The organism is Sulfitobacter sp. G5_S2_6_S6 (assembly GCF_054968505.1).
Genome location: NZ_JBQKUI010000008.1, coordinates 72111 through 95508, shown reverse-complemented (window position 1 = coordinate 95508; position 23398 = coordinate 72111). Strand labels below are relative to the sequence as shown.

Below are 23398 nucleotides of genomic sequence, written 5' to 3'. Positions count from 1 at the left end.
CATTCAGGGGCGGCGATGGCGGAAGGTGCTGAAATGCATGACATGTTCACCATAGATGCCTAAGGTATTCTTATTGGACTGTTCGACCGGCAGACCAAGGTGATGTGAGTGTATTCGGTTTCTGGGTGCATCGGGCGGGACGGGTTCACCTGCCTTCGACAATAAACGCTTTCTAGCCGCCAGACTGATAGGTGCGGCCAAGGATATTTGACTAAGTTAGGATCGGCCCATGCGCCAAACGGTCTCGAACAACGCCCGCAATGGCAAACCAGCGCGGCGGGTGCTTTTCTATAGCCACGACACCTTTGGATTGGGCCACTTACGGCGGTCGCGCGCACTGGCTGCCGCCTTGATGGACGGCGACGAAGATGCCTCGGCCATCATCCTGACCGGATCGCCCGTCGCGGGGCGTTTCACCTTTCCCAAAGGCGTCGACCACATCCGCCTACCCGGCGTGACGAAGCTGGCCGACGGCAGCTATGTGGCGCAAACGCTTGGCCTTGATATCGACGAGGTCACCTCCCTGCGGGCCGGTCTGATCCGCACCGCGATCGAGGAATACACCCCCGATCTGCTGATCGTGGATAAAGAGCCGACGGGCTTTCGCGGGGAACTGCTGCCCAGCCTTAACTGGCTGCGCGAACATGGCACCACCAAAGTCGTGCTGGGCCTGCGCGACGTGCTGGATGAACCCGAGGTGCTGGCCGCCGAATGGGAACGCAAGGGCGCGGTTGAAGCGACCGAGAAATATTATGACGAGATTTGGGTCTACGGCATGCGCGATGTCTATGACCCGACCAAGGGGCTGCCCCTGTCGCAGGCGGCCCACGATCGGATGCATTGGACCGGCTACCTGCGCCGCGAGGCCCCGGACGAAACGCCCCCCGCCGAAGAGCCCTATGTGCTGATTACCCCCGGCGGCGGCGGGGACGGTGCCGCGATGGTGTCACTGGTGCTGGACGCCTACGAGCAAGACCCCGACCTGACGCCAAATGCCAAGCTGATCTACGGCCCCTTCCTGTCCGGCGACGTCCGCGACGCCTTTGACGCGCGGGTGGCCAAGCTGGGCGGACGGGTGACCGCGCTTGGCTTTGATAGCCGGATCGAACAGCTTTATGTCGGGGCTGAAGGCGTGGTTTGCATGGGCGGTTACAACACCTTCTGCGAGGTGCTTTCTTTTGACAAACGCGCCGTCATCGTGCCGCGCACCGTGCCCCGGTTGGAACAATGGATCCGTGCCAGCCGCGCCGAAGAGCTGGGGCTTGTCCGCATGTTGGAAGAAACCCGTGATGGCATGACACCGCAGGCGATGATCGCCGCAATCCGCAACCTGCCGCATCAGAACAAACCCTCGCAAGCCGGTGCAGACGGGCTGCTGGACGGGCTTGACGTGGTGGTTGAACGGGGCCGCGCCCTGATGGGCGGTGGCGCATGACCGACAACCCCGCCCCCCTCGCCATTGTAGTCAAAGGCTGGCCCCGCCTGTCCGAGACCTTCATCGCACAAGAACTTGTCGCCCTTGAAGAAGCCGGTCTGCGGTTCGACATCTGGTCGCTGCGCCACCCGACCGATACGAAAACCCACCCGTTGCACGACCGACTGCAAGCGCGCGTGCGCTATTTGCCGGAATACCTGCGCGACGATCCCGAGCGTGTGGCCGCAGCACAAGAGGCCGCGAAAGCCATGCCCGGTTACGACGCGGCATGGGAGGTTTTCCAACAAGACCTTGCCCGCGATGACACCCCTAACCGCCGTCGCCGCTTTGGTCAGGCCTGCGTCATGGCACATGAGCTTCCCGCCGAGACCCGCGGCATCTATGCGCATTTCCTGCACACCCCGTCCTCGGTCGCGCGCTATGCCGCGATCCTGCGCGGACTACCGTGGAGCTTTTCTGCCCACGCCAAGGACATCTGGACCTCGCCCGAATGGGAGTTGCGCGAAAAGCTGGACCCCGCCAGCCACGGTGCCGCCTTTGGTGCCACCTGCACGGACTTTAACGCGCAACATCTGCGCAGTCTTACCTCCGCCCCGGGCCGGATTGATCTGGTCTATCACGGGCTGGATCTGGCGCGTTTCCCCGAACCGCCAACCCGGGTCCAACGCGCCAAAAGCGACCCGTTCCAGATGATGTCTGTCGGGCGCATGGTCGAGAAAAAGGGCTTTGATAACCTGATCGACGCGCTGGCGCTGCTGCCGAATGAGTTTGACTGGCACTGGACCCATATCGGCGGCGGGGACCTGTCGGAACCGATGAAAGCACGCGCAGAAATGCACGGGATCAACGACCGGATCACTTGGCGCGGGGCCTGCGACCAGCCAGAGGTGATCGCGGCCATGCGTGCCGCCGATCTGTTCGTGCTGCCCTCGCGCATTGCCAAGGACGGCGACCGCGACGGGCTGCCCAATGTGCTGATGGAAGCGGCAAGCCAGAAGCTTCCGCTGCTCAGCACGCCCGTATCCGCCATCCCCGAGTTCATCACCAGCGGCACCACCGGCGTGCTAAGCGACGATGCCCCCGCCGCCCTTGCCGAGGCGATGCAGCGTTTTGCGGAGGATCCATCGCTTGGCCCTCGGCTGGCCGAAGCCGCCCACGACCGCCTGCATGCAGAGTTCACCATGGCCCCCGGCATTCGCCAGCTACACAAACGGCTGACGGCCATGCTGGCACAGGGCGGCTGATGCGGCTTGCGTTCTACGCTCCGTTAAAGTCGCCTGATCATCCGGTACCCTCGGGGGATCGGGCGATGGCGCGTGGGTTGATGACTGCCCTGCAGCGGGGGGGCGCGACCGTCACAGTCGCCAGCACCCTGCGTAGCCGCGACGGGGCGGGCGACAGCGCGGCGCAGGCCATGCTGTTCAATGCTGCGAAGACCGAAGTGACCCAAGCCATCGCCCGCGGTCGTACCGAATGCTGGCAGGCGTGGATCACCTATCATAACTATTACAAGGCCCCCGACCTGATCGGCCCCGCCGTTGCCCGCGCCCTTGGCATCCCCTATCTGCTGGTCGAATCCAGCCGCGCGCGCAAACGGCTGACAGGCCCGTGGGCCGGTTTCGCCCAAGCTGCCGAGGCCGCAAGCGACGCGGCGGATGTGATCTTTTACCTCACACACCGCGATGCCGAAACGCTGCGCCGCGATCAGACCGCGGGGCAGCGGCTGGTGCATCTGCCGCCGTTTCTCGCACAGGACGCTTTGCCTCTGCCGTCCGCGCTGGATGGCCCGATGCTGGCGGTCGGCATGCTGCGCGACGGGGACAAACGTGCCTCGTATCAGATCATCGCGGAGACGCTGGCGCTGCTGCCAACAGACAGCTGGCGGTTGGATATCGCGGGTGACGGCCCCGCCCGCACCGAGATAGAGACGATGATGGCCCCCTTTGGCGATGCGGTTCGGTTTCTTGGGGAGCTTGATGCGACCGCCATGGCCGCCGCCTATCGCCATGCATCGCTGCTGTTCTGGCCCGGGGTGAACGAAGCCTTTGGCCTCGCCTATCTGGAGGCGCAGGCCGCGGGCCTGCCCGTCGTAGCCCAAGACCGCCCCGGCGTGCGCGATGTGCTGGCCCCTGCCTCCTATCCCGCGCCGGAAAGCGGCACCGCGCCGCTTGCCGCACAGATCACAGGCCTGCTGTCGGATACAACCCTACGCCACACACGCGCCCAAGCCGCCCGCGATTTTGTTGCGCAACATCATCTGCTTCCCACTGCCACCGCGACCTTGCTGGCGGGGTTGGAAAGCTGCGGGGTGCGCCCGTGATCCGGCTTGCCCTGCTCCGCCACGGGCATACAGGCTGGAACCGTGCGGGCCGCATTCAAGGGCGCACGGATATCCCGCTGGATGATGACGCCCGTGCCGGTCTGGCGGCGCTGGCATTGCCCGCGCCTTGGGACCGTGCCGATCTTGTGTCGAGCCCCCTGTCCCGCGCCGCTGAAACCGCCCGACTGGTCGCAGACCGCGCGCCGAAAACCGCGCCCGCGCTGATGGAGATGGACTGGGGCAAGTGGGAAGGGCTGCACGGCGTAGACCTTAAGGCAGACCCCGCCAGCGGGTTCCGCGATATCGAGGATTGGGGCTGGGGCTACACCCCACCCGGCGGCGAAAGCCCCGACAGCCTGCGCGAACGGCTGATCCCTTGGGCCAACGGCTTGACGCGCGACACTGTCGCCGTCTGCCATATCGGCGTGATGCGTGTTTTGCTGGCCCATGCGACCGGCTGGGGTTTCGCTGGCCCCGCCCCCTTTCAGATCAAGCGCAACCGCTTATATCTGTTAGATATTTCACCCAAGGGCTGGGCCGCCCAGCCTGATCCCATCCGACTGGAGCCGCGCTTATGAAGGTCAGCATCGTCGTCACACATCTGCTGGGCACCGGCCATCTGTCCCGCGCCTTGACCCTTGGCCGCGCCTATGGGGCGGCGGGGCATGATGTGCAGGTCGTCTCGGGCGGGATGCCCGCACCGCAGTTGAACAGCGACGGCGTTGACGTGGTGCAACTGCCGCCGCTGCGCTCTGACGGTGTGGATTTCGCGCGGCTGCTGGATGAACACGGCACGCTTGCCTCTGAAGCGTTGAAGGCAGCGCGGCGCGAGATGCTGATCGCCCACATCCAGACCCGCGCCCCCGATCTGCTGATCACCGAACTGTTCCCCTTTGGGCGCCGCACCCTCAAGGCGGAGTTCCTGGCCCTGCTTGATACCGCAGATGCCCTGCCCACGCGCCCACTGATCTGCGCATCGGTACGCGATATCCTCGCGCCGCCATCCAAACCCGCCAAGGCGCAGCTGGCCGATGATCTGGTCGCGCAGTATTACGATGCGGTGCTGGTCCATGCGGACGAGGCCGTGACGCCGCTCTCGCTCAGTTGGCCGGTGTCGGACGCGATGCAGGGCAAACTGCGCTATACCGGTTTCGTTGCACCGCCCCCCGCCAGCCCCCATCCCGACCGGCTTGGCGCGGGCGAGATTATCGTCAGCGCAGGGGGCGGCGATGTGGGCGCGCATGTGTTCGACACCTGCCGCGCCGCGGCCGCGCGTGATGCGGGGCGGGTCTGGCGCTTGCTGCTAGGGGGGCAGGATGCGGCCGCACGCAGCGCCGCGCTGATGCAGGATGCCCCCGCGAATGTTGTGATTGAACCGGCGCGCCCCGAATTCCGCCAGATGCTGTATAACGCCGCCGCCTCTGTCTCTTTGTGCGGCTACAATACCGCGCTGGATGTGCTGCAAAGCGGGGTGCGGGCGCTGTTTGTGCCCTTTGACGCCGGCAACGAGGTGGAACAAGGGCTGCGCGCCGATGCGCTGTCCGCGCTACCGGGGATCGAGGTGCTGCGCAGCGCTGATCTGACACCGGCCAGGTTGCTATCCGCCTTGGCAACTCTGCACGCCGCCCCGACCCGACCTGCGCAGACAGACGGGTTTGATGGGGCCGCGAGGACGGTCACCCTGACCGAGGCGATGCGAAAGGGCACGCAATGACCGTGGATTGGACCGCTCTTGACGCCGAGCTTGCAATATGGCGCGCAGAGGGATTGCACCTGCCGATCTGGTGGCGCGATGATGATGCCATCGCCCCAACCCCCGCGCTGGATCGCCTTGCCGCACTGGCCGAGGATCTGTCCCTGCCCGTGCATATCGCCGTGATCCCTAAACATGCAGAACCCGCGCTTGCCGCCTATAGCAAGGACCGTCCGCTGATCCGTCCGCTGGTGCATGGCTGGCAGCATATCAGCCACGCGCCCGACGGGGCGAAAAAGGCAGAGTTCGGGCACCCACGCCCCGATGCGGCCCACGAGCTTGCCCAAGCGCTGAACCGGATGCAACAGCTGTTTGGCGACGACCTGCTGCCGATCTTTGTGCCGCCGTGGAACCGGTTGGACGATGGGTTGCTGCCGGTGCTGGCAGACGCAGGCTATGTCGGGGTGTCGACCTATCTGCCGCGGAATAACCGGATTGCCGCCCCGGGGTTGGTGCAGATCAACACCCATATCGATCCGATTTTCTGGCGCGGCACCCGCAGCCTTGTGCCACCGGACACGCTGATTGCGGATATCACCAAACTGCTGCAGGACCGCCGCAAAGGGCTGACGGACCCGCAGGAACCCTTGGGGTTTTTGACCCACCATCTGGTGCACGACGAAGATATCTGGGGGTTCACCCACGCTTGTCTGGCGCGGCTGCTGGACGGTGGGGCGGTGCCTGCACAGATGACAAGGCTGCCCTGACCTTTGGTGTCGTTCCAACGAAAAGGGGCGCATGAAGCGCCCCTTTTGGAATAATCGTCTTAGCTGTCCATCTTCAAGGCAGAGATAAATGCCTCTTGCGGGATGTCGACCTTGCCGAACTGGCGCATTTTCTTCTTACCCGCCTTCTGTTTATCCAACAGCTTGCGTTTCCGCGAGGCGTCGCCGCCGTAGCATTTCGCGGTCACATCCTTGCGCATCGCCGATAGGGTTTCGCGCGCGATCACCTTGCCGCCGATGGCCGCCTGAATAGGGATCTTGAACATGTGACGCGGGATCAGATCTTTAAGCTTTTCAACCATGGCACGGCCGCGCATTTCGGCACGGTCGCGGTGCACCATAGTGCTGAGCGCATCGACAGGTTCGTCGTTAACCAGAATAGACATCTTGACCAGCGCATCCTGACGGTAGCCGATCATCTGATAGTCAAACGAGGCATAGCCCTTGGTCACAGACTTTAACCGGTCATAGAAGTCGAAAACCACTTCGTTCAGCGGCAGATCATAGACAACCATCGCGCGGCTGCCCGCATAGGTCAGGTCCATCTGGATGCCGCGACGGTCCTGACACAGCTTGAGCACGTCACCAAGATATTCATCCGGTACAAGGATGGTCGCCTTGATGCGGGGTTCTTCGATGTGGTCCACGAAGGTCAGGTCGGGCATGTCAGCGGGGTTGTGCAACTGCTCGACCGTGCCGTCTTTCATGTGGATGTCATAGATAACCGACGGCGCGGTGGTGATCAGGTCGATGTCATACTCGCGCTCGATCCGGTCACGAATGACTTCAAGGTGCAGCAGGCCAAGGAAACCGCAGCGGAAACCGAAACCCAGGGCGGCGGATGTTTCCATCTCGAAGCTGAAAGACGCGTCGTTCAGCGCCAGCTTTTCGATACTGTCGCGCAAGTCTTCGAACTCGGCGGCGTCCACTGGGAACAGACCACAGAACACCACGGGCTGCGCTGGCTTAAAGCCCGGCAGCGGGGTTTCGGTGCCCTTTTTCTCATGCGTGATTGTATCCCCGACCCGTGTGTCGCGGACCTGTTTGATCGATGCGGTCAGAAACCCGATCTCGCCGGGGTTGAGGCTGTCGATCTCGGTCATGGCGGGGCGGAAAACGCCGATACGGTCAACATGGTGCACCGACCCGTTCTGCATCATGCGGATACGGTCGCCTTTTTTCAGCTGACCATCCATGATCCGCACCAGAACGATGACGCCCAGATAGCTGTCGTACCATGAATCGACCAGCATCGCCTTCAACGGCGCGTCCTGCGTGCCCTTTGGTGCGGGCAGCTTATGCACGATGGCTTCAAGCGTTTCGACAATGCCCTGACCTGTCTTGGCTGAAACACGGATCGCTTCGGAAGCATCGATCCCGATCACATCCTCGATCTGTTCCGCCACGCGGTCGCAGTCGGACGCAGGCAGGTCGATCTTGTTGAGAACCGGCACGATCTCGTGATCCGCATCAATCGCGTGATACACGTTGGCGAGCGTCTGCGCCTCTACGCCTTGGGTGCTGTCCACGACCAGCAGCGATCCTTCGACCGCGCGCATGGAGCGAGAGACCTCGTAGGCAAAGTCGACGTGCCCGGGGGTGTCGATCAGGTTGAGGATATATTCCTCGCCGTTCTGGGCGGTGTAGTTGATCCGCACCGTCTGGGCCTTGATCGTGATCCCGCGCTCGCGCTCGATATCCATCGAGTCGAGCATCTGCGCTTTCATATCGCGCAGGGAAACGGTGTTCGTCTCTTGGATCAGGCGATCGGCGAGCGTGGATTTACCATGATCGATGTGCGCGACGATGGAGAAATTGCGGATATGTGAAAGTGGTGTCATGAGGCAAGGATATGGTGCGGATTCAAGCGCTGGTCAATGGGCTGGATCGCCTGTTCCCCTTGATCCTTAGGGCATTTGACGCGCGTCGGCGGATTTACCTGCATTCTGATCGCAAACGTCAAAGGGGGGATGCGATTTTTTCGCGGTCACCTGCCATGCAGAAACCGCATACCGCCGCCAACGCCAATATATCAAGGCGCTTGGCAGTACTGCGCGGTACCGCCCCCTTTAGCAATGTTGCAACACCGGCATTTCGTATGGCTGCCTTATGGTTTTATCCCGCGGGCGGCGGCGTTAGATCGGCCTTCTCAAATGGTCTGCACTCTTGCAGATCGGGCGAATAAGGAATTTTGAGATGAAGATGAAACACTCGCTTGGCACAGTGACCGTTGCAGCCCTTGGTCTGGCGTCGCTTCCCGCGCTGGCACAGGCCCAAGAAGGCCCCGTCTGGGACGTTTACGGCCAACTGAACTTTGGCGTTCTGAGCGTTGACGATGGTGAAGACACAAACACCACGTTTATCGACAACGACAACTCCAACAGCCGTGTTGGTCTGACCATGACCCAAGCGCTGCAAAACGGGTCCGAACTGCGTCTGACCTTCGAAGCAGGCCTTGGCCTGACCGGGTCCTCCGCCATCAATGGCGACGACGACAGCCTGGATTTCGACTACCACCGCACCGAACTGCGCAAACTGGACCTGACATACCGCACGCCAAACGCGGGTATCTTCTCGTTTGGTCAAGGCAGCACATCGACAGATGGCTCGGCCGAAGCTGACTTCTCGGGCACCGGTGTTGCCGCCTATGTGGGCATCAGCGACATCGCGGGCAGCCAGCAACTGCGTTTCGCGGATGGCACCCTGTCGACCGTTACAATCGGGGGCACCAACAGCTCTTTCGACGGCAGCCGCCGTTTCCGCGTGCGCTATGACACACCTGTGTTCAACGGCTTCTCCGCATCGGTTTCCTACGGTCAGGAAGTCCTGAGCTCGGGCGATGACAACGACTACACCGATGTCGGCACACGCTACGTTCAAGACTACGGTGACTATTCGGTCGACGCGCGCTTGGGCTATTCGTTCCGCGACACCAGCAACGATCTGGTCATGGGCTCCGCCGCTGTTCTGCACCAACCAACCGGTCTGAACCTCGCGGTTTCCGCAGGTCGCCGCGTTGCGGGTGACGCAGACTACGCCTACATCAAAGCGGGCATCACCCGTGATTACATCGCGGCGGGTTCGACATCCTTCTCCGTTGATTACTACGACGGGAACGACTTTGTCGTCGCAGGGTCCAGCACCTCTTCCGTGGGTGTCGCCGTTGTTCAGCGCCTCGACGCGTACAACACCGAGCTTTACGCAACACACCGCACCTATGACTTCGACGATCCGTCGGCCTCCTATCAGGATCTGGACGTGACCTTCGTTGGTGCGCGCTGGAAGTTCTAAGCAACACACGCCTTTGCCCGACCTGTTCGGGCAAAGGCATTTCCGTTTTGCGCCCCCAATCGTGAATTGCTCAATCTGCAGTTTTCCGGCATAAATGCCAGCAGCAGTTAGGGCAGCCTCGGGATCAACCCGGCGTCCGAGAGATGAGGCAAAACGATGGTACGACTTTTCACGATGATCTGTGTTGTTGGCACGCTGGCCGCTTGCGGCGGACCGCGCGGCTATAACCCCAGCGGCGGCTTTGGCCGGGGCGCTGTCTTGTTCGCCACCGGGCCGATCCACAACGCCTGCATGAAATCGGGGCGCAAACAGGCGAGCGCGGCGCGCTGCGGCTGTATCCAAGCCGTTGCCGACAAAGAGCTTTCTTCGTCAGAACAGCGCCGTGGCGTACGCGTTTTCTCGGACCCTCACAGCCTGCAAGAGGCGCGCCAGTCCGACCGCAAAAGCGACAATGATTTCTGGGCTGTATGGAAAGCCTATGGCCAGACAGCATCGACCCTGTGCAGCGCCACCTAAGACCGTGACACCGGCGGCAGGGGCACGCCCCTGCCCTAGATCTGTGGCCGCGAAGGCGGGCCGAAACGGTCAATCAGACGGTCTTTGATCTGATCACGGGCGGCGCGGTATTGCGCGATCTTGGCATCGCGCGTTTCCCCCAACCCTGTCGGGTCGAGGATCGGCCAATATTCCACAGTCAGATGATAAAACCGCGTCAGTTCCAGCGCGCGGCGTTGGCTGGCGGGGCTCAGCGCGATGATCAGATCGAAAGAGCTCAGATCATCGCCCCAATTCTCCATCTCGTCGAAACTGCGGGACCGGTGGCGGGATAGTTCCACGTCCAGCTCTTGGCACACCGCGATAGAGAAACCGTCGATTTCCAGATCGTTCATCACGCCGACGGATTGCACATAGGTGCCCGTGCCGTAGAACTTTTTCATCAACCCTTCGGCCATAGGCGACCGCACCGCGTTGTGATCGCAGCAAAACAGCACCGATTGGGGCAGTTTCTGGGTCATCTAGCCGCCGTAGTGCAGAACGCAGATGAGGGTGAACAGGCGGCGGGCCGTATCTGTATCGATCTCGGCCTTGCCTTCAAGCCGCTCTTGCAACACCCGAGACCCTTCGTTGTGGATCCCGCGCCGTGCCATATCGATGGTCTCGATCTGCGAGGGGGCGGATTTCTTGACCGCCTCGAAATAGGATTCGCAAATCTGGAAATAGTCTTTGACAACTTGCCGGAACGGCCCCAGCGACAGATGGAATTCCGCCGCCTTTTCAGCGCTTTCGGTGTTCACATCAAACACCAGCCGTTTGTCACGGATCGACAGGCCCAGATGGTACGGCCCTTGTGGCACCGGGCGATCATCGCGCGACGGCAGGGTAAAAACATTGTCCTCCAGCAGATCAAACATGGCGACCTTGCGCTCTTGCTCTATCTCGGGCGTGGGCGGGGGCAGGTTCGCGTCGTCAAGCGCGATATGCGTGATCCGGGACATGGGGACGTCTCATTTAGTGTCTATCCCGCCGACCTTAGACCGGGCGGCGGGGTTCTACAATTGACATCGGCGGGCCGGGCAAAGGGCCGTTGCGTCAGTCGTTCAGTTTGCGCAGCCTTGCGGTGACCGACAGACCGTGCGCCTCAAGGCTTTCGGATCGCGCCAGACGTTCCGCCGACGGGCCGATCGCGCGCAGCGCGTCCGGCGTCATCCGTGCCAGTGTCGTGCGCTTCATAAAGTCCAGCACCGACAGCCCGCTGGAAAACCGTGCAGAGCGTGCCGTGGGCAGCACGTGGTTCGGCCCGCCAACGTAATCGCCAATCGCCTCGGGCGTCCATTGACCAAGGAAGATCGCCCCCGCGTGGGTGATCTGCGCACTCAGCGCATCCACATCCGCGACACAAAGTTCAAGGTGTTCAGGTGCGATACGGTTGCTCAGCTTGGCGGCTGTCGCCAGATCCGGCACGGTAATGATTGCCCCGTTCTCGCGCCAGCTGGTGCCCGCAATCGCGCGCCGTTCCAGCGTTTCCAACCGCGCATCCACAGCATCCGACACCGCGCGGCCAAAGGCCTTGTCCGTGGTGATCAGGATCGATTGGGCGCTTTCGTCGTGCTCGGCCTGGCTGAGCAGATCAAGGGCGATCCAGTCAGCATCGTTGTCGCCATCCGCGATCACGAGAATCTCGGACGGGCCCGCGATCATGTCGATGCCCACCTTGCCAAACACCCGCCGTTTCGCGGCAGCGACATAGGCATTGCCGGGGCCGGTGATCTTGTCGACGGGGGGGATTGTGTCGGTACCATAGGCCAGCGCCGCCACCGCCTGCGCCCCACCGATGCGGTAAATCTCGTCAACGCCCGCCAGCCGCGCAGCCAGCAACACCAGCGGGTTCAGCACCCCGTCCGGCGTGGGCACGACCATCGCAAGCCGTTCTACCCCCGCGACCTTGGCCGGGATCGCGTTCATCAAGACAGAGGAAGGATAGCTTGCCAGACCACCGGGCACATAAAGCCCTGCGGCGGATACCGCGCTCCACCGCCAGCCAAGCGTGGCACCGACGTCGTCCTGCCACTGCGCATCTTCGGGCAGCTGCCGTTCGTGATAGGCACGGATACGCGCCGCAGCGAGTTCAAGCGCTGTGCGATCCGCGTCCGAGACTTCGGCAACCGCGGCGTGGACTTCAGCAGCGGTGATGCGCAGGGTGTCTGGGGTCAGCGCGATGCGGTCGAACTTCTGGGTCAGCTCGATCACAGCGGCATCGCCTTTGGACCGCACCTGGGAGATGATCTCGGCCACCGTGTCGTCCACATCGGGGCTGTCTTCACGTTTGGCAGAAAGCAGCGCGGTGAACGCCTGTTCGAAATCAGGCTGATCGAAGTCTAGGAATTGGGGCATCGGATGTCCTTTGCAACGTGCAATGGGCTTTGAAGGGATGCCACGCGGGCGACCCGCACGGCAAAGAATGTGGAAGAACGCTTAGGCCGGATGTTCCGGCAGCTTGCGCGACGGGGCCACATAGGGGCGCGTCACATCCTTCAAGGTCACATCCAGCGCTTCGACCGTCAGCCGGATCACACCGTCCCCCGCGAGGGTCAGCAGCACGTCGCCCGAGGGCGCATCGGTTTCGGTAAATTCGATATGCAACAGCGACAGGATAGTATCCGCATCCCCCTTGTTCACGCCTTGGCTGGACACGCGCTGCACGTTGCTGAACATCAAGATTGTTTGCACGCGTTCCGGGGCGTGGCGCGATTTGCCCGCGTCTTCCCACCGCACGCGGTTCAGCAGCAGGGCAAAGCGCCCCTCTTTTTGCAGCCAGCGCATTTCCGATCCCGGAAACACGGCATCCTGCGCCAGCGAGGAGATCACCTTGAGGTCATCGGCATCCAGCGCGCCGAGGTTCAGCGGGGCTTCGCGCCCGTCTTCGAAACGTGCATCTTCGGTCATTGGTCTTTGATCCGTTCAATATTTGCGCCCACGCCGCGCAGTTTCGCCACCACATGTTCGTACCCGCGATCCAGATGGTAGACACGGCTGACGCGCGTTTCGCCTTCGGCGGCCATACCGGCAAGGATCAGGGAAATCGATGCGCGCAGATCGGTCGCCATCACCGGCGCACCTTTCAGCTTTTTGACGCCGTGCACCGTCGCGGTGCCGCCGTGGACCTCGATATCGGCCCCCATGCGGATCAGCTCGGGCGCGTGCATAAAGCGGTTCTCGAAGATTTTTTCTTCCAGCACCGAGGTACCGTCCGCCGTACACAGCAGCGCCATCATCTGGGCTTGCAGGTCGGTGGGGAAACCGGGGAAAGGTTCGGTCGTGACATTCACCGCGTTGATCACGCCATTGCGCCGCGCGACTTTCAGACCCTTGTCCGTCTCGGTCACGTCGATCCCTGCCGCGTCAAGCTTTTCGCAGAAAGCCGACAGCAGGTCGATGCGCCCGCCCAGCAATTCAACCTCGCCACCACACATCGCCGGAGCGAGCATATAGGTGCCCAGTTCGATCCGGTCGGTCACAACACGGTGGGTCGCCCCATGCAGACGGTCAACGCCCTGAATCTCGATCCGGCTGCTGCCGTCGCCTTCGATCTGCGCGCCCATCGCACGCAAACAATCCGCGAGATCCACGATCTCGGGCTCGCGCGCGGCGTTGTTGATCACCGTCGTGCCCTTGGCCAAGGTCGCGGCCATCATAATGTTCTCGGTCGCGCCGACAGAGGCAAAGGGGAAGTCGATGACCGCACCTTTCAAGGCCCCGCCTTGCGCCTTGGCGTGCAGATAACCGTCACGCAAGTCGATCTCTGCGCCCATCAGGGCCAGACCATCGGTGTGAATATCCATTGGGCGCGCACCAATCGCGCAGCCGCCCGGCAGCGATACCTGCGCGTGCCCTTCGCGGGCCAGCAGCGGCCCCAGCACAAGGTTCGACGCGCGCATCTTGCGCACGATATCATATTCGGCGCGCGTGTTGATCTCGCCATGACACGACATCGCCAGAACCTGACCGTCCTGCATCGATGTCACCTCTGCCCCAAGGGACCGCAGCAATTCGGTCATGGTGCGGATGTCGGACAGGCGCGGCGCGTTGGTCAGCGTCAGCGGCTCTTCGGACAGCAGGGTCGCGGGCATAAGCGTCAGACAGGCGTTCTTGGCCCCCGCAATCGGAATTTGTCCCGACAGCGCACCGCCGCCTTTGACCACAATCGAATCCATCCTTCAGCCTTCCTTGGTTTGGCCGGTCGGGCCGTTATCTGTCTGCGCGTTATTATTTTGCGTGTCGTCGCTTTGGCTTTTGTCGCTGCGCGCACGCGCTTGCGCCTTGCGTCGGCCCATATTGGCTTTCAGCGCGGCTTTCAGCCTGTCTTCCCGCAATGCATTGGGTTTTGGCGGCTTTTGTGGGGCGGTATCCTTTGACATGTCGATTGTCTAGCGCAGCGGACCGATATGGTCCAGATTACGCTTGCACCATATTGCGAATGGGTCTAATCACCCGCCCACAGTGCTGGAGTAGCTCAGTGGTAGAGCGCGTCATTGGTAATGACGAGGTCGGGAGTTCAATCCTCCCCTTCAGCACCAGATCCCCCCTTTAAACATATCGCTTTGCCCTGATGCCTTATTTATCTGGCGTTGCGGTTTTGGCATGTGCCATGGATGCGCCTGAAGTCGTCGCAGCGCCCCCTGCCCCGAAACATCCCGAATCACGATGACAGAAGAAAACCCGACCGCTTGCGCCGCCGGGGTTTCGATTTTCACGTGAAGCAATTTAGCCGCGATATGTCAGACCGGCAAACAGACGGCCCTGATCGCGGTGGCGGCCCCCATGGACCGACCCTGCAACGGATGCCACACCGGCAATCAGCGACGCAGCGGCCAGCACAAAGGCGGTCAGGATACCGGCGTTACGCGCGGTTTGCGCAGCTTCAACCGCTGCTTCTTTCGCCTCTGCTGCGGCTTGTTCAGCCTCGGCCTTGGCAGCGGCTACAGCGTCTTCGACTTCCTGACGTGCTTCCTGCGCTTGGGTCACGATCTGATCCACACGCTCTTTCGCCTGGGCCTGGGTCAGATCGGTGCGTGCAGCAACAGCGCCGGCAAGATAGGTCCGGTCTTCCTCGCTGACCTCACCCGTGCGGTAGATATTGGCGACGATGCTGGCGGTCTGCTCTGCCAGTTGCTCGGGATCGGCTGTCAACGGGTCGACCTGATTGGGGCGCAAAAGCTGGTTCGACAGGTAATCTGTCGGATCATTCTTGGCCTCATCCGGGATTGCAGCACCTGCCGCATCGGCCAGTCCGGAGGCAGCACCTCCCACGGCAGAGCCCGCAGCTTCGACGACCGTACCAGCCGCTTTGCCCGCACCCGCAGCGACATTGCCCGCGGTATTGGCTGCAAAGCTCAGCGCGCTTGATAGCATCACGGCGGTGATCACAGACCCGAGGCCCCAAACAACCAGACCGTTGATCCCGTCACGTGCAGTGACTTCATCATCCGTAGCACTTTCGACGCGGCGGCGCATGCGGCCCGCGACATAACCACCGGCCAGATAGGAGGCGACGAGCGTTATCACCATCCACAGCGCGGTCAGCACCAGTTCAAGCGTCGATGAATTGTCGGTTCCGTTCAGCGTAATCGACGACAGGCCAAGTGCCGCGCCGAAGGTGGTCAGCAAGAGGCCAATCGCCACAGCAACAACGGTGCCCGCGAAAATTGCGGGCCAGTCGACATAGGATCCATCGGCAGTTTTTTCAGTAAGTGTCGTGTTCATGTAAATGCCTCCCCGGCGTTTGATTACGCCAAGCCGACCAGCGACAGCACCGCCATAACCACGACCACAAGACCAACGAGATAAATGATACCGCCCATTTTGAATACTTCCTCTTTGCGTGCCAGACGCGGGATGCACTGGCTTCACAAAGGCAACGTCAGGGAACCGGCATAGTTCCGCTGACCGCGCAAATTACCCGTACTGCGGGAGATGACAACGTGCGCGGGACGGGCGGTGACTACGGGTCGCCCTGCCACTTACCGTCAAAGATCATCTCGTCCACGGGGAGCCGTTTGCTCCAGCCTTTCACCTCAAGTTCGGGCGTCTGGTAAAGCTCGTCCACGTGGCCCAGACAGAGGTAGCCGACGATCTCTATCCGGTCGGGAATCTTCAGCAGGTCACGCAGATCGGCATCGCGGAACACGCTGACCCAGCCCATCCCGATGCCCTCGGCGCGGGCGGCAAGCCAGAGGTTCTGGATCGCGCAGACGGTGCTATAAAGATCCATGCTTTGATTATGGGTGCGCCCCAGCACGACCTTGCCGCCACGGCTGCGGTCACAGGTCACACAGATATTGACCGGCGCCTTGCGGATGCCTTCGAGCTTTAGCGACCTGTAGGTTGTCTGGCGGTCGCCCTCGAACATCTGTGCGGCTTCTTCATTTGCGCGGTTGAAGGCTTGCCAGACCTGATCGCGTGCGGCCTGATCGCGGATGACGATGAAATTCCACGGCTGTGACAACCCGACTGACGGTGCGTGATGCGCGGCGGTCAGTATGCGGTGCAACACGTCCTCGGCCACTGGATCGGGTAAAAACTGATCACGTACATCGCGGCGGGTGAAGATCGCCTTGTAGACGGCGTCGCGTTCAGCATCTGAAAAAGGCGCGGCGGGTGCCAGCGCAGAGGGTATCGGCATTGTTCAGTCCCCAACAATACGTTTATGCGCCAATCCCGCTGTCCATGCGGGGCAAGCTGTACTGTCTGGCCGGTCTTCTGACTTAGGGTCGTCTGGTCCGCGCGCCTTCCCGGAATATTCCAGTGGCCTATGCGCAAACCATCCCCATTACAGCGTTGGGCACGTGCCGGAGTTTCACCAGCTTCCCGATTCTTCCGCGAGGCGGACACCAGACCCGGCCATTGGGCCACGGCTGTCCGCCCGGAACAAGCCCTAACGCGGGGATCAACCGCGTTTGGTTGCGAAAATCTTCTTCATCACGGCGTCGAACTCGTTCCACGAGATGACGGCCTTGTTGCCTGCATAGCCGTGATAATAGGACCGTCCGTTAGAGGTCGGGAAACCGGCCCAGATACGTGCGAGGTTTTCCATAAAGCGGTGGCGGCTGATCTTGCCCTTCTTGAAGGAGTTAAACCCCGCGTCGACCAAAAGGATATCCGCCAGCCCGTCCTGCACGGCCGAGGTAAAGCGGTCATTCTTGCTTAGCCCCGCCTGTCGCACCAGACTGCGCAGCGTGGATGGAATGAATTGGTATCGACCGATGGCATGCGGTTGGCCCGGCGTGCGGTCGATCCAGCGGTAGATTTCGCCGATGGTCATTTGCGTCGGACGCTGTGGCGGCAGCCGTTTGGCCCCGTATTGCACGGCGTCATAGCCTTTTGGGCCCGCCTCGGCCCAAGCGATGAGGCTTTTGAGGTCCGCGGCCGTGCTGACCCCGCTGAGTTCTTGGAAAGACCGGCTGCGGCTGCTCACGGTTTTGGACCGGACCTGCGCTTTGGGCTGGATCTTGTGGCGCAGCTTGATCTGGCCCTGCCCTGCGGATTGCATGACGTTGAACGAGATGTCGCTTTGCATGGCAGAGCGCGCACCGGACAGGCTGAACCCTTCGGCGCTGACAGTGGTAGCGGCCAGAAGTGCCGCGGTTGCGATAATTGGTAGTGTGCAAGTAACTTTCATATCATCCCCCATGATGAAAAAATTTGTCATGGGACCATGGTGACCGCAGACGCCCGCGCTTTCATTTGCGCAAGCAGGTGGGTCGGGGCCATGGACGGATAGGGCGGCATATCTTTTGGGATAGGGCGCTATCCCGCGGTGCGGTTGCCCCCTCCGTTCAGACGGGCCTGGGCAGTGCGGCAGGCGGATCCGCCCCGGTGTTTCACCCGAATCCAAAGAGGGGATTCGCGGTAAAGCACGGAAAAAACGCATAGCCCGCGACCCGCAAAAGGGGCGTCAAGCCCGCATCCGGGAGCTAAGCCATGATATTCATTTACTTAATTCCCGCGCAGCGGTGGTCGTTTTGTCGGAGTTGCGCTATGATTAGTCGCAAATACATAAAATGGAGAGCATCTAATGACAGATGAAACGTCGCCGGGTATCCCGACACCCGACGGGGCCGCTGCCGTAATCGACACGGATTATGAGATCGGCCAAGACAACAAAGAAGGCAGCGTGGGGCCCTTCGGCTTCGACATTCACAACCCGGTCTTCGCGATCTCGGGTGTGTGTATTGTTGCCTTTGTATTCTATACACTCGCGCTGCCCGAACAGTCTGGCGCGCTGTTCACATGGCTGTTCTCGTCGGTGACGAAGGGCTTTGACTGGTTCTTTATCTCTGCCGGCAACATCTTTGTGCTGTTCTGCCTGTTCCTGATCATCACGCCTTTGGGCCGTGTGCGTCTTGGCGGGGCCGAAGCAAGCCCCGACTACACCTACCTTGGATGGTTCTCGATGCTGTTCGCGGCGGGCATGGGCATCGGTCTGATGTTCTATGGCGTCTCTGAACCGCTATCGCATTTCTCGAGCTCCATGGGCGGCACTGCTGTTGGCGAAGACGGTCTGCGCACCGATTGGGCACCTTTGGGCGCGGCAGCGGGCGATCAGGCCGAAGCGGTGCGTCTGGGTATGGCGGCCACGATCTACCACTGGGGCCTGCACCCCTGGGCGATCTATGCCGTTGTTGGTCTGGCGCTGGCGCTGTTCAGCTATAACAAGGGTCTTCCCCTGACCATCCGCTCTGCCTTTTACCCGATCCTGGGGGAACGCGTCTGGGGCTGGCCCGGTCACGTGATCGACATTCTCGCCGTATTTGCAACGCTCTTTGGTCTGGCGACATCGCTTGGTCTGGGTGCCACGCAAGCCAACGCGGGCTTGAACGAGCTCTTTGGTGTGGCGGTAGGTCCAACAACACAGGTTCTGCTGATCACCGGCATCACCGCGATTGCGACCGTATCCGTGCTGCGCGGCCTTGATGGCGGCGTCAAAGTCCTGTCAGAGATCAACATGGGTCTGGCGTTTTTGCTGTTGGCCTTCGTGCTGCTGGTCGGACCTACGCTGGCGATCCTGACGACCTTCGGGTCATCGCTGCTGGCCTATGTGGAATATCTGCCCGGTCTGTCCAATCCGATCGGCCGTGAAGACGTGAACTTTATGCAAGGCTGGACATCGTTCTACTGGGCATGGTGGATCAGCTGGTCCCCTTTCGTCGGCATGTTCATCGCCCGCGTCAGCCGTGGCCGTTCGGTCCGCGAGTTCCTGACCTGCGTTCTGCTGATCCCGAGCCTCGTTTGCGTCCTGTGGATGAGCGTCTTTGGTGGCATGGCAATCGATCAGGTGATCAGCGACGGCTACACCGCCGCGCAAGAAGCCGAGCTGCCACGCCAGCTGTTCGCCATGCTGGATGCGCTGCCACTTGCCGGGATCACATCGCTGATCGGTATCGTCTTGGTCATCGTGTTCTTCGTAACCTCGTCTGACTCCGGCTCGCTGGTGATCGATACGATCACGGCAGGCGGCAAGGTCGATGCACCTGCGCCACAGCGCGTGTTCTGGTGCATCTTCGAAGGTGCCGTAGCGATTGTGCTGCTGCTGTCTGCAGGCGGGCTCAAGTCGCTTCAGTCGATGGTTATCTCAACCGGATTGCCCTTTACTGTGGTGCTGCTGTTCCTGTGCTACGCAATCTTCCGCGGCCTGCGCGCCGAGATGAAGACGCAATAACGCACCCCTAACCGACGTTTGTGCTTTGCCGGTCAAAGCACCTGATACCCCCCGCCGCCCCGTGCTGCGGGGGGTATTCTTTTGCACGACACAGACAAATAAAATCACGCCCAAAGTATTCCGACTAAAACTGTCGGATTGACATATCCTATAATTTCAATCAGGTTTATGGAAACGTCTAGCCACCCCGCCCGTGACCACGGGGACGCCCGACACATATGATGTGAGGAGTCCCACGATGAGACCATTCCCCAGAACGCAAACTGCCGTTCACCGTCAGGACCAAGCCGCAGGGCTGCCTGATGATCGGTGCCGCGTGCAACGTTCCTTTTCCATGACCATTGATAGAGCAGCCCTATGACATTTCATGCCCCCCCAAAGACCCAAGCCCCGATGAACGCGCTGCCGACCTACTCTGCCCGCGACCTGACCGAAGGCGGAGATCTGGCCCAAATCGTGCTGGATACCCAGACCTACACCTTGCGAATCACACGCGCTGGCAAATTGATCCTGACCAAATGAATGACGCACATCAGCACCCCGGCGGTGCCCCGGTAGGGTTCATCACAGAGCTGGACAGCCTTCAGGCCGCGTCGGTCATCTATTTGCGGATGTGGTGTGATGGGCCTGACGCACAGGAAAAAGTCAGCAGCGATTTTGCCAGCGTCCTCGGCCACACCAACGGGAGCAAGGCGCTCGCTACGTTTGAACAGCTATGCTCGCTATGTGCACGGTTCGGGCGGCGGCCTTTGATGCGCCATTCGGTCACGTGCAAATGTCTGGGATCGGACGAATCCTGCTTTGCGAACTTCATCGCGACAGCCACGGACGGACAGCGCGAAGACGCGATGCTGATCGCGACCCTGCTGGTCCGCGCCGATATGGCCCCGCTCGTGGCATCGCTTGCTGCGGATTTCGGGCTTGCGCTTAAACGGATGCGCCTGAGCGCACCAAGCGAGGTCGCGCAAATGGAAGCAGCACCGACGCTGCATTAACGGGCGCTTCTCGCGCCCGATCGACGCCTTATGTGCAACGCTACAACCCATTGAAATTTTTGTAAGGTTGCCGAAGTTTAATACTTGATTGTTTTTATCAGCCTTAGTAACCCGCCCGTGAATAGGTAGCCAATCGTCCAGACCAGCCCCCTAAAAACAGCCCGAATGGGCAATGACGAGGGCGATATGACTCAGACGAAAACACCACACAGCTTGCGTGGCCACACGGCCAGCCGCAGCATCGGCATGATGACGGCCGCCGCCATCGGCGCGACGTCTCCTGCAGCACTTTATGCGCAATCCAGCGACGAGCCGCTGCTGCTTCCCGGCATCGAGGTTGAAACCTCCGAGCCGCAGGCCGCCAAGCCCAAGCCACAACCCGCCAAGAAACGCGCCACGGCGGCCCCTGCCCCCCGCGCGACACCGGCACCCGCCCCTGCACCCGTCGTGGCCGAGGCCCCCGTTGCTGCCGCCCCCGCCGCGCCCGTCGCTGGCGAGAACGGTCTGTCGCCCTACGCCAACCCCGAAGCCGGATATCAGGCCGTTCAATCGGGCAACTCGCTGCTGACGCAACCGCTGGTCGATACACCGCGCACCGTTACCGCAGTTACCCAGGAAGTGCTGCGCGACAAGAACGCGACATCGGTGCGTGAGCTCGCCCGCACCACCCCCGGCATCACATTGGGCACCGGCGAAGGCGGCAACGCATTCGGCGACGTTCTGTTCATCCGCGGCTTCCGGTCCTCCAACGACGTCTTCATCGACGGCGTGCGTGATTCCGGTGTCGCCGTGCGCGAAACATTCATGGCCGAACAGGTCGAGATCACCAAAGGCCCGTCTGGCTCCATCGGTGGCCGCTCGACCACAGGCGGCGCGGTCAATCTGGTGACCAAAAAGGCGCAGGATACGGACTTTGTCAAAACCACCACGACCTTTGGCACCGCCGATCTGGCGCGTCAGGAAGTCGACTGGAACAAGGTCTGGAACGACCGCTTCAAGACCCGCATCGGTGCCGTCGCCCAAGTCAGCGACGTTGCCGGCCGCGACGGGAGCAAAGACGACCGTCTGGGTCTGTCCATCGCTGCCGAATACGAAGCGACCGACCGTCTGACACTGGATTTCGAAGCCTACCAGCTGCAGATGAAACAGATGCCGGACTGGGGTGTGCCATGGGATGGCACCAACGGCGTGCCCTTCACCGAATCCGCTGCAGGCCGTCCGACGCTGGACCGAGACACCTTCTACGGCAACCCAGACCGCGATTTCCACGATGCGACACAAAGCGTTGCCACCTTCGGCGCGACCTTTGAAATCGCACCGGGTATGACATTCACCAACCGCTCCCGTCTCAGCCGGACCGAGAACGACTATATCGTGTCGGCACCTGAACGCCCTGACACCTCGGATGCCGACCCGCAGAACTGGACGCTGACGGCCTCTCCCAAAAGCCGGTATCAGGTCAACGAAGTGGCGTCGAACACCAGCGAGCTTTCCTTTGGCTTCAACACCGGGTCGGCGCGCCATGACATGATTGCGGGCTTTGCGCTGTCGCGTGAAGAAATCAGCCAGCGCGGCTATGTCGGCCTATCCTCCGAAGTGGGCGGCGGCACTGCCGAGGACCGTCTCGAAGGGTGCTCCGTCGCGATCTACAACCCCGATGTCAGCGGATGTTCCACAGCGACACCTGTCCGCAGCGCCGATGCGACGCTGACCGATGTCACCACACGGTCGCTGTATCTGAACGACACGATCACCTTTAATCCGCAGTGGCAGTTGAACCTTGGTGCCCGTCTGGATGACTACAGCGTCAGCCGGACCACCACGGAAGCCGGTGCCGATACGCTGTCGCGCGATGACACCATGTTCAACTGGAATGCCGGTGTTGTCTGGAAACCCCGCGACAACGGGTCGATCTACCTGTCCTATGCCACCTCCACCAATCCTGTCGGGGATGAACTGGACGCAGGCGGCGGCAGCTACAACGGGATCGATTCCTCAAACCTGCTGCTGGAGCCTGAAGAAAACACCGCGATTGAACTGGGCACCAAATGGCAGTTCGGCAACCTGACCGCCACCGCTGCGCTGTTCCAGACCACCAAGGACAACGCCCGTGAAAGCACAGGCGGCCGCGGCGCACCTGTTGTGACCACCGCGACCGGCGAATACCGCGTCCGCGGGATCGAACTGGGCTTTGGCGGTAACATCACCGAAAAGCTGAGCCTGTTCGGCGGTGCGACCCTGATGGACAGCGAAGTGCTGAAAAGCAGCAACCCCGACAACGTTGGCGAAGAGTTCGCGAATATCGCGCACGAGCAGTTCAACGTACTGGCCCGTTACGACTATAACGACCAGTGGAGCTTTGGCGGCCAAGCCACTTGGCGCGGCAGCGTTCAGGGCGGCACATTCGCGGCCACCAACGGCAACGAGCTGCCCAGCTACTGGCGCTTTGACCTGATGGCGGATTACCACATCACGGATGATGCCTCGGTCAACTTCCGCATCGATAACGTGCTGGACGAAACCTACTATGACGCGCTGTACCGCTCCGGCACGCCGTTCGTCTACGTGGCACCGGGTCGCTCTGCGTCCATCTCTGTCAGCATGAAGTTCTAAACCACACACCAAGGCTGGCGGCGCAGACCCGCGCCGCCAGCCGATCCCCT

The 23398-nt window shown here is 61.5% G+C and carries 22 protein-coding genes, 1 tRNA gene and 1 riboswitch; of the genes, 13 read left to right on the top strand and 10 right to left on the bottom strand.

From position 1 onward, the window contains the following. Positions 1 to 229: 229 nt before the first annotated feature. From ACTRWK_RS13520 to ACTRWK_RS13495, 6 genes are read left to right on the top strand one after another with little or no spacing between them, the layout of a single operon-like run. The gene (locus ACTRWK_RS13520; RefSeq protein WP_289081477.1) at positions 230 to 1435 is read left to right on the top strand and encodes a glycosyltransferase family protein; all 1206 of its coding nucleotides are present in this window, start codon (positions 230 to 232) and stop codon (positions 1433 to 1435) included. Then, positions 1432 to 2679: a glycosyltransferase family 4 protein gene (locus ACTRWK_RS13515; RefSeq protein ID WP_289081476.1), complete on the top strand. Its 1248-nt coding sequence runs from the start codon at positions 1432 to 1434 to the stop codon at positions 2677 to 2679. The genes ACTRWK_RS13520 and ACTRWK_RS13515 overlap by 4 nt, the downstream gene beginning before the upstream one ends. Next, positions 2679 to 3755, top strand: coding sequence for a glycosyltransferase family 4 protein (locus tag ACTRWK_RS13510; RefSeq protein ID WP_353935655.1), 1077 nt, complete (start codon positions 2679 to 2681; stop codon positions 3753 to 3755). The genes ACTRWK_RS13515 and ACTRWK_RS13510 overlap by 1 nt, the downstream gene beginning before the upstream one ends. Further along, entirely contained in the window at positions 3752 to 4333 is a 582-nt protein-coding gene (locus tag ACTRWK_RS13505) for a histidine phosphatase family protein (RefSeq protein ID WP_289081474.1), read from the top strand. The genes ACTRWK_RS13510 and ACTRWK_RS13505 overlap by 4 nt, the downstream gene beginning before the upstream one ends. After that, positions 4330 to 5469, top strand: coding sequence for a glycosyltransferase family protein (locus tag ACTRWK_RS13500; RefSeq protein ID WP_289081473.1), 1140 nt, complete (start codon positions 4330 to 4332; stop codon positions 5467 to 5469). The genes ACTRWK_RS13505 and ACTRWK_RS13500 overlap by 4 nt, the downstream gene beginning before the upstream one ends. Continuing rightward, positions 5466 to 6215 (top strand): polysaccharide deacetylase family protein, encoded by a 750-nt coding sequence (locus ACTRWK_RS13495; protein ID WP_289081472.1) that lies wholly within the window; start codon positions 5466 to 5468, stop codon positions 6213 to 6215. Before ACTRWK_RS13500 ends, ACTRWK_RS13495 begins: the two co-directional genes overlap by 4 nt. 59 nt (positions 6216 to 6274) lie before the next feature. On the opposite strand, the gene lepA is transcribed toward ACTRWK_RS13495, so the two are convergent. Continuing rightward, a complete protein-coding gene (lepA, locus tag ACTRWK_RS13490; RefSeq protein ID WP_005851903.1) occupies positions 6275 to 8074 on the bottom strand; it encodes a translation elongation factor 4 in 1800 nt (599 codons plus the stop codon). Between the two features lie 355 nt (positions 8075 to 8429). Here lepA and ACTRWK_RS13485 point away from each other — a divergent pair, with 355 nt between their 5' ends. Together ACTRWK_RS13485 and ACTRWK_RS13480 are read left to right on the top strand one after the other, a co-directional pair. Further along, a complete protein-coding gene (locus ACTRWK_RS13485; RefSeq protein ID WP_132997040.1) occupies positions 8430 to 9524 on the top strand; it encodes a porin in 1095 nt (364 codons plus the stop codon). 156 nt (positions 9525 to 9680) lie between these two features. After that, the gene (locus ACTRWK_RS13480; RefSeq protein WP_107277672.1) at positions 9681 to 10040 is read left to right on the top strand and encodes a hypothetical protein; all 360 of its coding nucleotides are present in this window, start codon (positions 9681 to 9683) and stop codon (positions 10038 to 10040) included. Between the two features lie 35 nt (positions 10041 to 10075). Here ACTRWK_RS13480 and ACTRWK_RS13475 read toward each other — a convergent pair whose 3' ends face one another. The 6 genes from ACTRWK_RS13475 to ACTRWK_RS13450 form a co-directional block, all read right to left on the bottom strand. Next, positions 10076 to 10540, bottom strand: a complete 465-nt coding sequence (locus tag ACTRWK_RS13475) for an arsenate-mycothiol transferase ArsC (RefSeq protein ID WP_005851897.1) — start codon at positions 10538 to 10540, stop codon at positions 10076 to 10078. Continuing rightward, the gene (locus ACTRWK_RS13470; RefSeq protein WP_009826222.1) at positions 10541 to 11020 is read right to left on the bottom strand and encodes a UPF0262 family protein; all 480 of its coding nucleotides are present in this window, start codon (positions 11018 to 11020) and stop codon (positions 10541 to 10543) included. Between the two features lie 94 nt (positions 11021 to 11114). After that, positions 11115 to 12416 (bottom strand): histidinol dehydrogenase, encoded by a 1302-nt coding sequence (gene hisD, locus ACTRWK_RS13465; RefSeq protein ID WP_289081471.1) that lies wholly within the window; start codon positions 12414 to 12416, stop codon positions 11115 to 11117. 81 nt (positions 12417 to 12497) lie between these two features. Beyond that, positions 12498 to 12968 (bottom strand): DUF2948 family protein, encoded by a 471-nt coding sequence (locus tag ACTRWK_RS13460; RefSeq protein ID WP_289081470.1) that lies wholly within the window; start codon positions 12966 to 12968, stop codon positions 12498 to 12500. Then, positions 12965 to 14236 (bottom strand): UDP-N-acetylglucosamine 1-carboxyvinyltransferase, encoded by a 1272-nt coding sequence (murA, locus tag ACTRWK_RS13455; protein ID WP_064216724.1) that lies wholly within the window; start codon positions 14234 to 14236, stop codon positions 12965 to 12967. Before murA ends, ACTRWK_RS13460 begins: the two co-directional genes overlap by 4 nt. 3 nt (positions 14237 to 14239) lie before the next feature. Then, positions 14240 to 14440, bottom strand: a complete 201-nt coding sequence (locus ACTRWK_RS13450; protein WP_037943532.1) for a hypothetical protein — start codon at positions 14438 to 14440, stop codon at positions 14240 to 14242. An 84-nt stretch (positions 14441 to 14524) separates the two neighbouring features. On the opposite strand from ACTRWK_RS13450, the gene ACTRWK_RS13445 reads away from it, so the two are divergent. Then, positions 14525 to 14599, top strand: a tRNA-Thr gene (locus ACTRWK_RS13445). A 187-nt stretch (positions 14600 to 14786) separates the two neighbouring features. On the opposite strand, the gene ACTRWK_RS13440 is transcribed toward ACTRWK_RS13445, so the two are convergent. From ACTRWK_RS13440 to ACTRWK_RS13430, 3 genes are all read right to left on the bottom strand, one after another. Continuing rightward, positions 14787 to 15785, bottom strand: a complete 999-nt coding sequence (locus ACTRWK_RS13440; protein WP_462843953.1) for a hypothetical protein — start codon at positions 15783 to 15785, stop codon at positions 14787 to 14789. 238 nt (positions 15786 to 16023) lie between these two features. Then, positions 16024 to 16704, bottom strand: a complete 681-nt coding sequence (gene bluB, locus ACTRWK_RS13435; protein ID WP_289081469.1) for a 5,6-dimethylbenzimidazole synthase — start codon at positions 16702 to 16704, stop codon at positions 16024 to 16026. Between the two features lie 50 nt (positions 16705 to 16754). Next, positions 16755 to 16932: riboswitch (cobalamin riboswitch) on the bottom strand. A 36-nt stretch (positions 16933 to 16968) separates the two neighbouring features. Next, positions 16969 to 17730, bottom strand: coding sequence for a lysozyme family protein (locus ACTRWK_RS13430; RefSeq protein WP_037943526.1), 762 nt, complete (start codon positions 17728 to 17730; stop codon positions 16969 to 16971). A gap of 366 nt (positions 17731 to 18096) precedes the next feature. Between ACTRWK_RS13430 and ACTRWK_RS13425 the strand changes: the two genes are divergently transcribed. The 4 genes from ACTRWK_RS13425 to ACTRWK_RS13410 all read left to right on the top strand — a co-directional run bounded on the left by ACTRWK_RS13425 (position 18097) and on the right by ACTRWK_RS13410 (position 23348). Beyond that, positions 18097 to 19740, top strand: coding sequence for a BCCT family transporter (locus ACTRWK_RS13425; protein WP_289081468.1), 1644 nt, complete (start codon positions 18097 to 18099; stop codon positions 19738 to 19740). A gap of 357 nt (positions 19741 to 20097) precedes the next feature. Then, positions 20098 to 20262 (top strand): hemin uptake protein HemP, encoded by a 165-nt coding sequence (hemP, locus tag ACTRWK_RS13420; protein WP_009826214.1) that lies wholly within the window; start codon positions 20098 to 20100, stop codon positions 20260 to 20262. Continuing rightward, positions 20259 to 20735 carry a hypothetical protein gene (locus tag ACTRWK_RS13415; RefSeq protein WP_005851872.1) on the top strand — a complete coding sequence of 159 codons (477 nt, stop codon included), beginning with the start codon at positions 20259 to 20261 and terminating at the stop codon, positions 20733 to 20735. The genes hemP and ACTRWK_RS13415 overlap by 4 nt, the downstream gene beginning before the upstream one ends. Before the next feature lie 186 nt (positions 20736 to 20921). After that, on the top strand, positions 20922 to 23348 hold the full coding sequence (locus tag ACTRWK_RS13410; RefSeq protein ID WP_462843952.1) for a TonB-dependent receptor: 2427 nt from the start codon (positions 20922 to 20924) through the stop codon (positions 23346 to 23348). Positions 23349 to 23398 lie beyond the last annotated feature (50 nt).

What these genes read in the sequence shown, in the direction of transcription:
- ACTRWK_RS13520 (WP_289081477.1), top strand. Translation starts at nt 230, where the DNA reads ATGCGCCAAACGGTCTCGAACAACGCCCGCAATGGCAAACCAGCGCGG.
- ACTRWK_RS13515 (WP_289081476.1), top strand. Translation starts at nt 1,432, where the DNA reads ATGACCGACAACCCCGCCCCCCTCGCCATTGTAGTCAAAGGCTGGCCC.
- ACTRWK_RS13510 (WP_353935655.1), top strand. Translation starts at nt 2,679, where the DNA reads ATGCGGCTTGCGTTCTACGCTCCGTTAAAGTCGCCTGATCATCCGGTA.
- ACTRWK_RS13500 (WP_289081473.1), top strand. Translation starts at nt 4,330, where the DNA reads ATGAAGGTCAGCATCGTCGTCACACATCTGCTGGGCACCGGCCATCTG.
- ACTRWK_RS13495 (WP_289081472.1), top strand. Translation starts at nt 5,466, where the DNA reads ATGACCGTGGATTGGACCGCTCTTGACGCCGAGCTTGCAATATGGCGC.
- lepA (WP_005851903.1), bottom strand. Translation starts at nt 8,074, where the DNA reads ATGACACCACTTTCACATATCCGCAATTTCTCCATCGTCGCGCACATC.
- ACTRWK_RS13485 (WP_132997040.1), top strand. Translation starts at nt 8,430, where the DNA reads ATGAAGATGAAACACTCGCTTGGCACAGTGACCGTTGCAGCCCTTGGT.
- ACTRWK_RS13480 (WP_107277672.1), top strand. Translation starts at nt 9,681, where the DNA reads ATGGTACGACTTTTCACGATGATCTGTGTTGTTGGCACGCTGGCCGCT.
- ACTRWK_RS13475 (WP_005851897.1), bottom strand. Translation starts at nt 10,540, where the DNA reads ATGACCCAGAAACTGCCCCAATCGGTGCTGTTTTGCTGCGATCACAAC.
- ACTRWK_RS13470 (WP_009826222.1), bottom strand. Translation starts at nt 11,020, where the DNA reads ATGTCCCGGATCACGCATATCGCGCTTGACGACGCGAACCTGCCCCCG.
- hisD (WP_289081471.1), bottom strand. Translation starts at nt 12,416, where the DNA reads ATGCCCCAATTCCTAGACTTCGATCAGCCTGATTTCGAACAGGCGTTC.
- ACTRWK_RS13460 (WP_289081470.1), bottom strand. Translation starts at nt 12,968, where the DNA reads ATGACCGAAGATGCACGTTTCGAAGACGGGCGCGAAGCCCCGCTGAAC.
- murA (WP_064216724.1), bottom strand. Translation starts at nt 14,236, where the DNA reads ATGGATTCGATTGTGGTCAAAGGCGGCGGTGCGCTGTCGGGACAAATT.
- ACTRWK_RS13450 (WP_037943532.1), bottom strand. Translation starts at nt 14,440, where the DNA reads ATGTCAAAGGATACCGCCCCACAAAAGCCGCCAAAACCCAATGCATTG.
- ACTRWK_RS13440 (WP_462843953.1), bottom strand. Translation starts at nt 15,785, where the DNA reads ATGAACACGACACTTACTGAAAAAACTGCCGATGGATCCTATGTCGAC.
- bluB (WP_289081469.1), bottom strand. Translation starts at nt 16,704, where the DNA reads ATGCCGATACCCTCTGCGCTGGCACCCGCCGCGCCTTTTTCAGATGCT.
- ACTRWK_RS13430 (WP_037943526.1), bottom strand. Translation starts at nt 17,730, where the DNA reads ATGACAAATTTTTTCATCATGGGGGATGATATGAAAGTTACTTGCACA.
- ACTRWK_RS13425 (WP_289081468.1), top strand. Translation starts at nt 18,097, where the DNA reads ATGACAGATGAAACGTCGCCGGGTATCCCGACACCCGACGGGGCCGCT.
- hemP (WP_009826214.1), top strand. Translation starts at nt 20,098, where the DNA reads ATGACATTTCATGCCCCCCCAAAGACCCAAGCCCCGATGAACGCGCTG.
- ACTRWK_RS13415 (WP_005851872.1), top strand. Translation starts at nt 20,259, where the DNA reads ATGAATGACGCACATCAGCACCCCGGCGGTGCCCCGGTAGGGTTCATC.
- ACTRWK_RS13410 (WP_462843952.1), top strand. Translation starts at nt 20,922, where the DNA reads ATGACTCAGACGAAAACACCACACAGCTTGCGTGGCCACACGGCCAGC.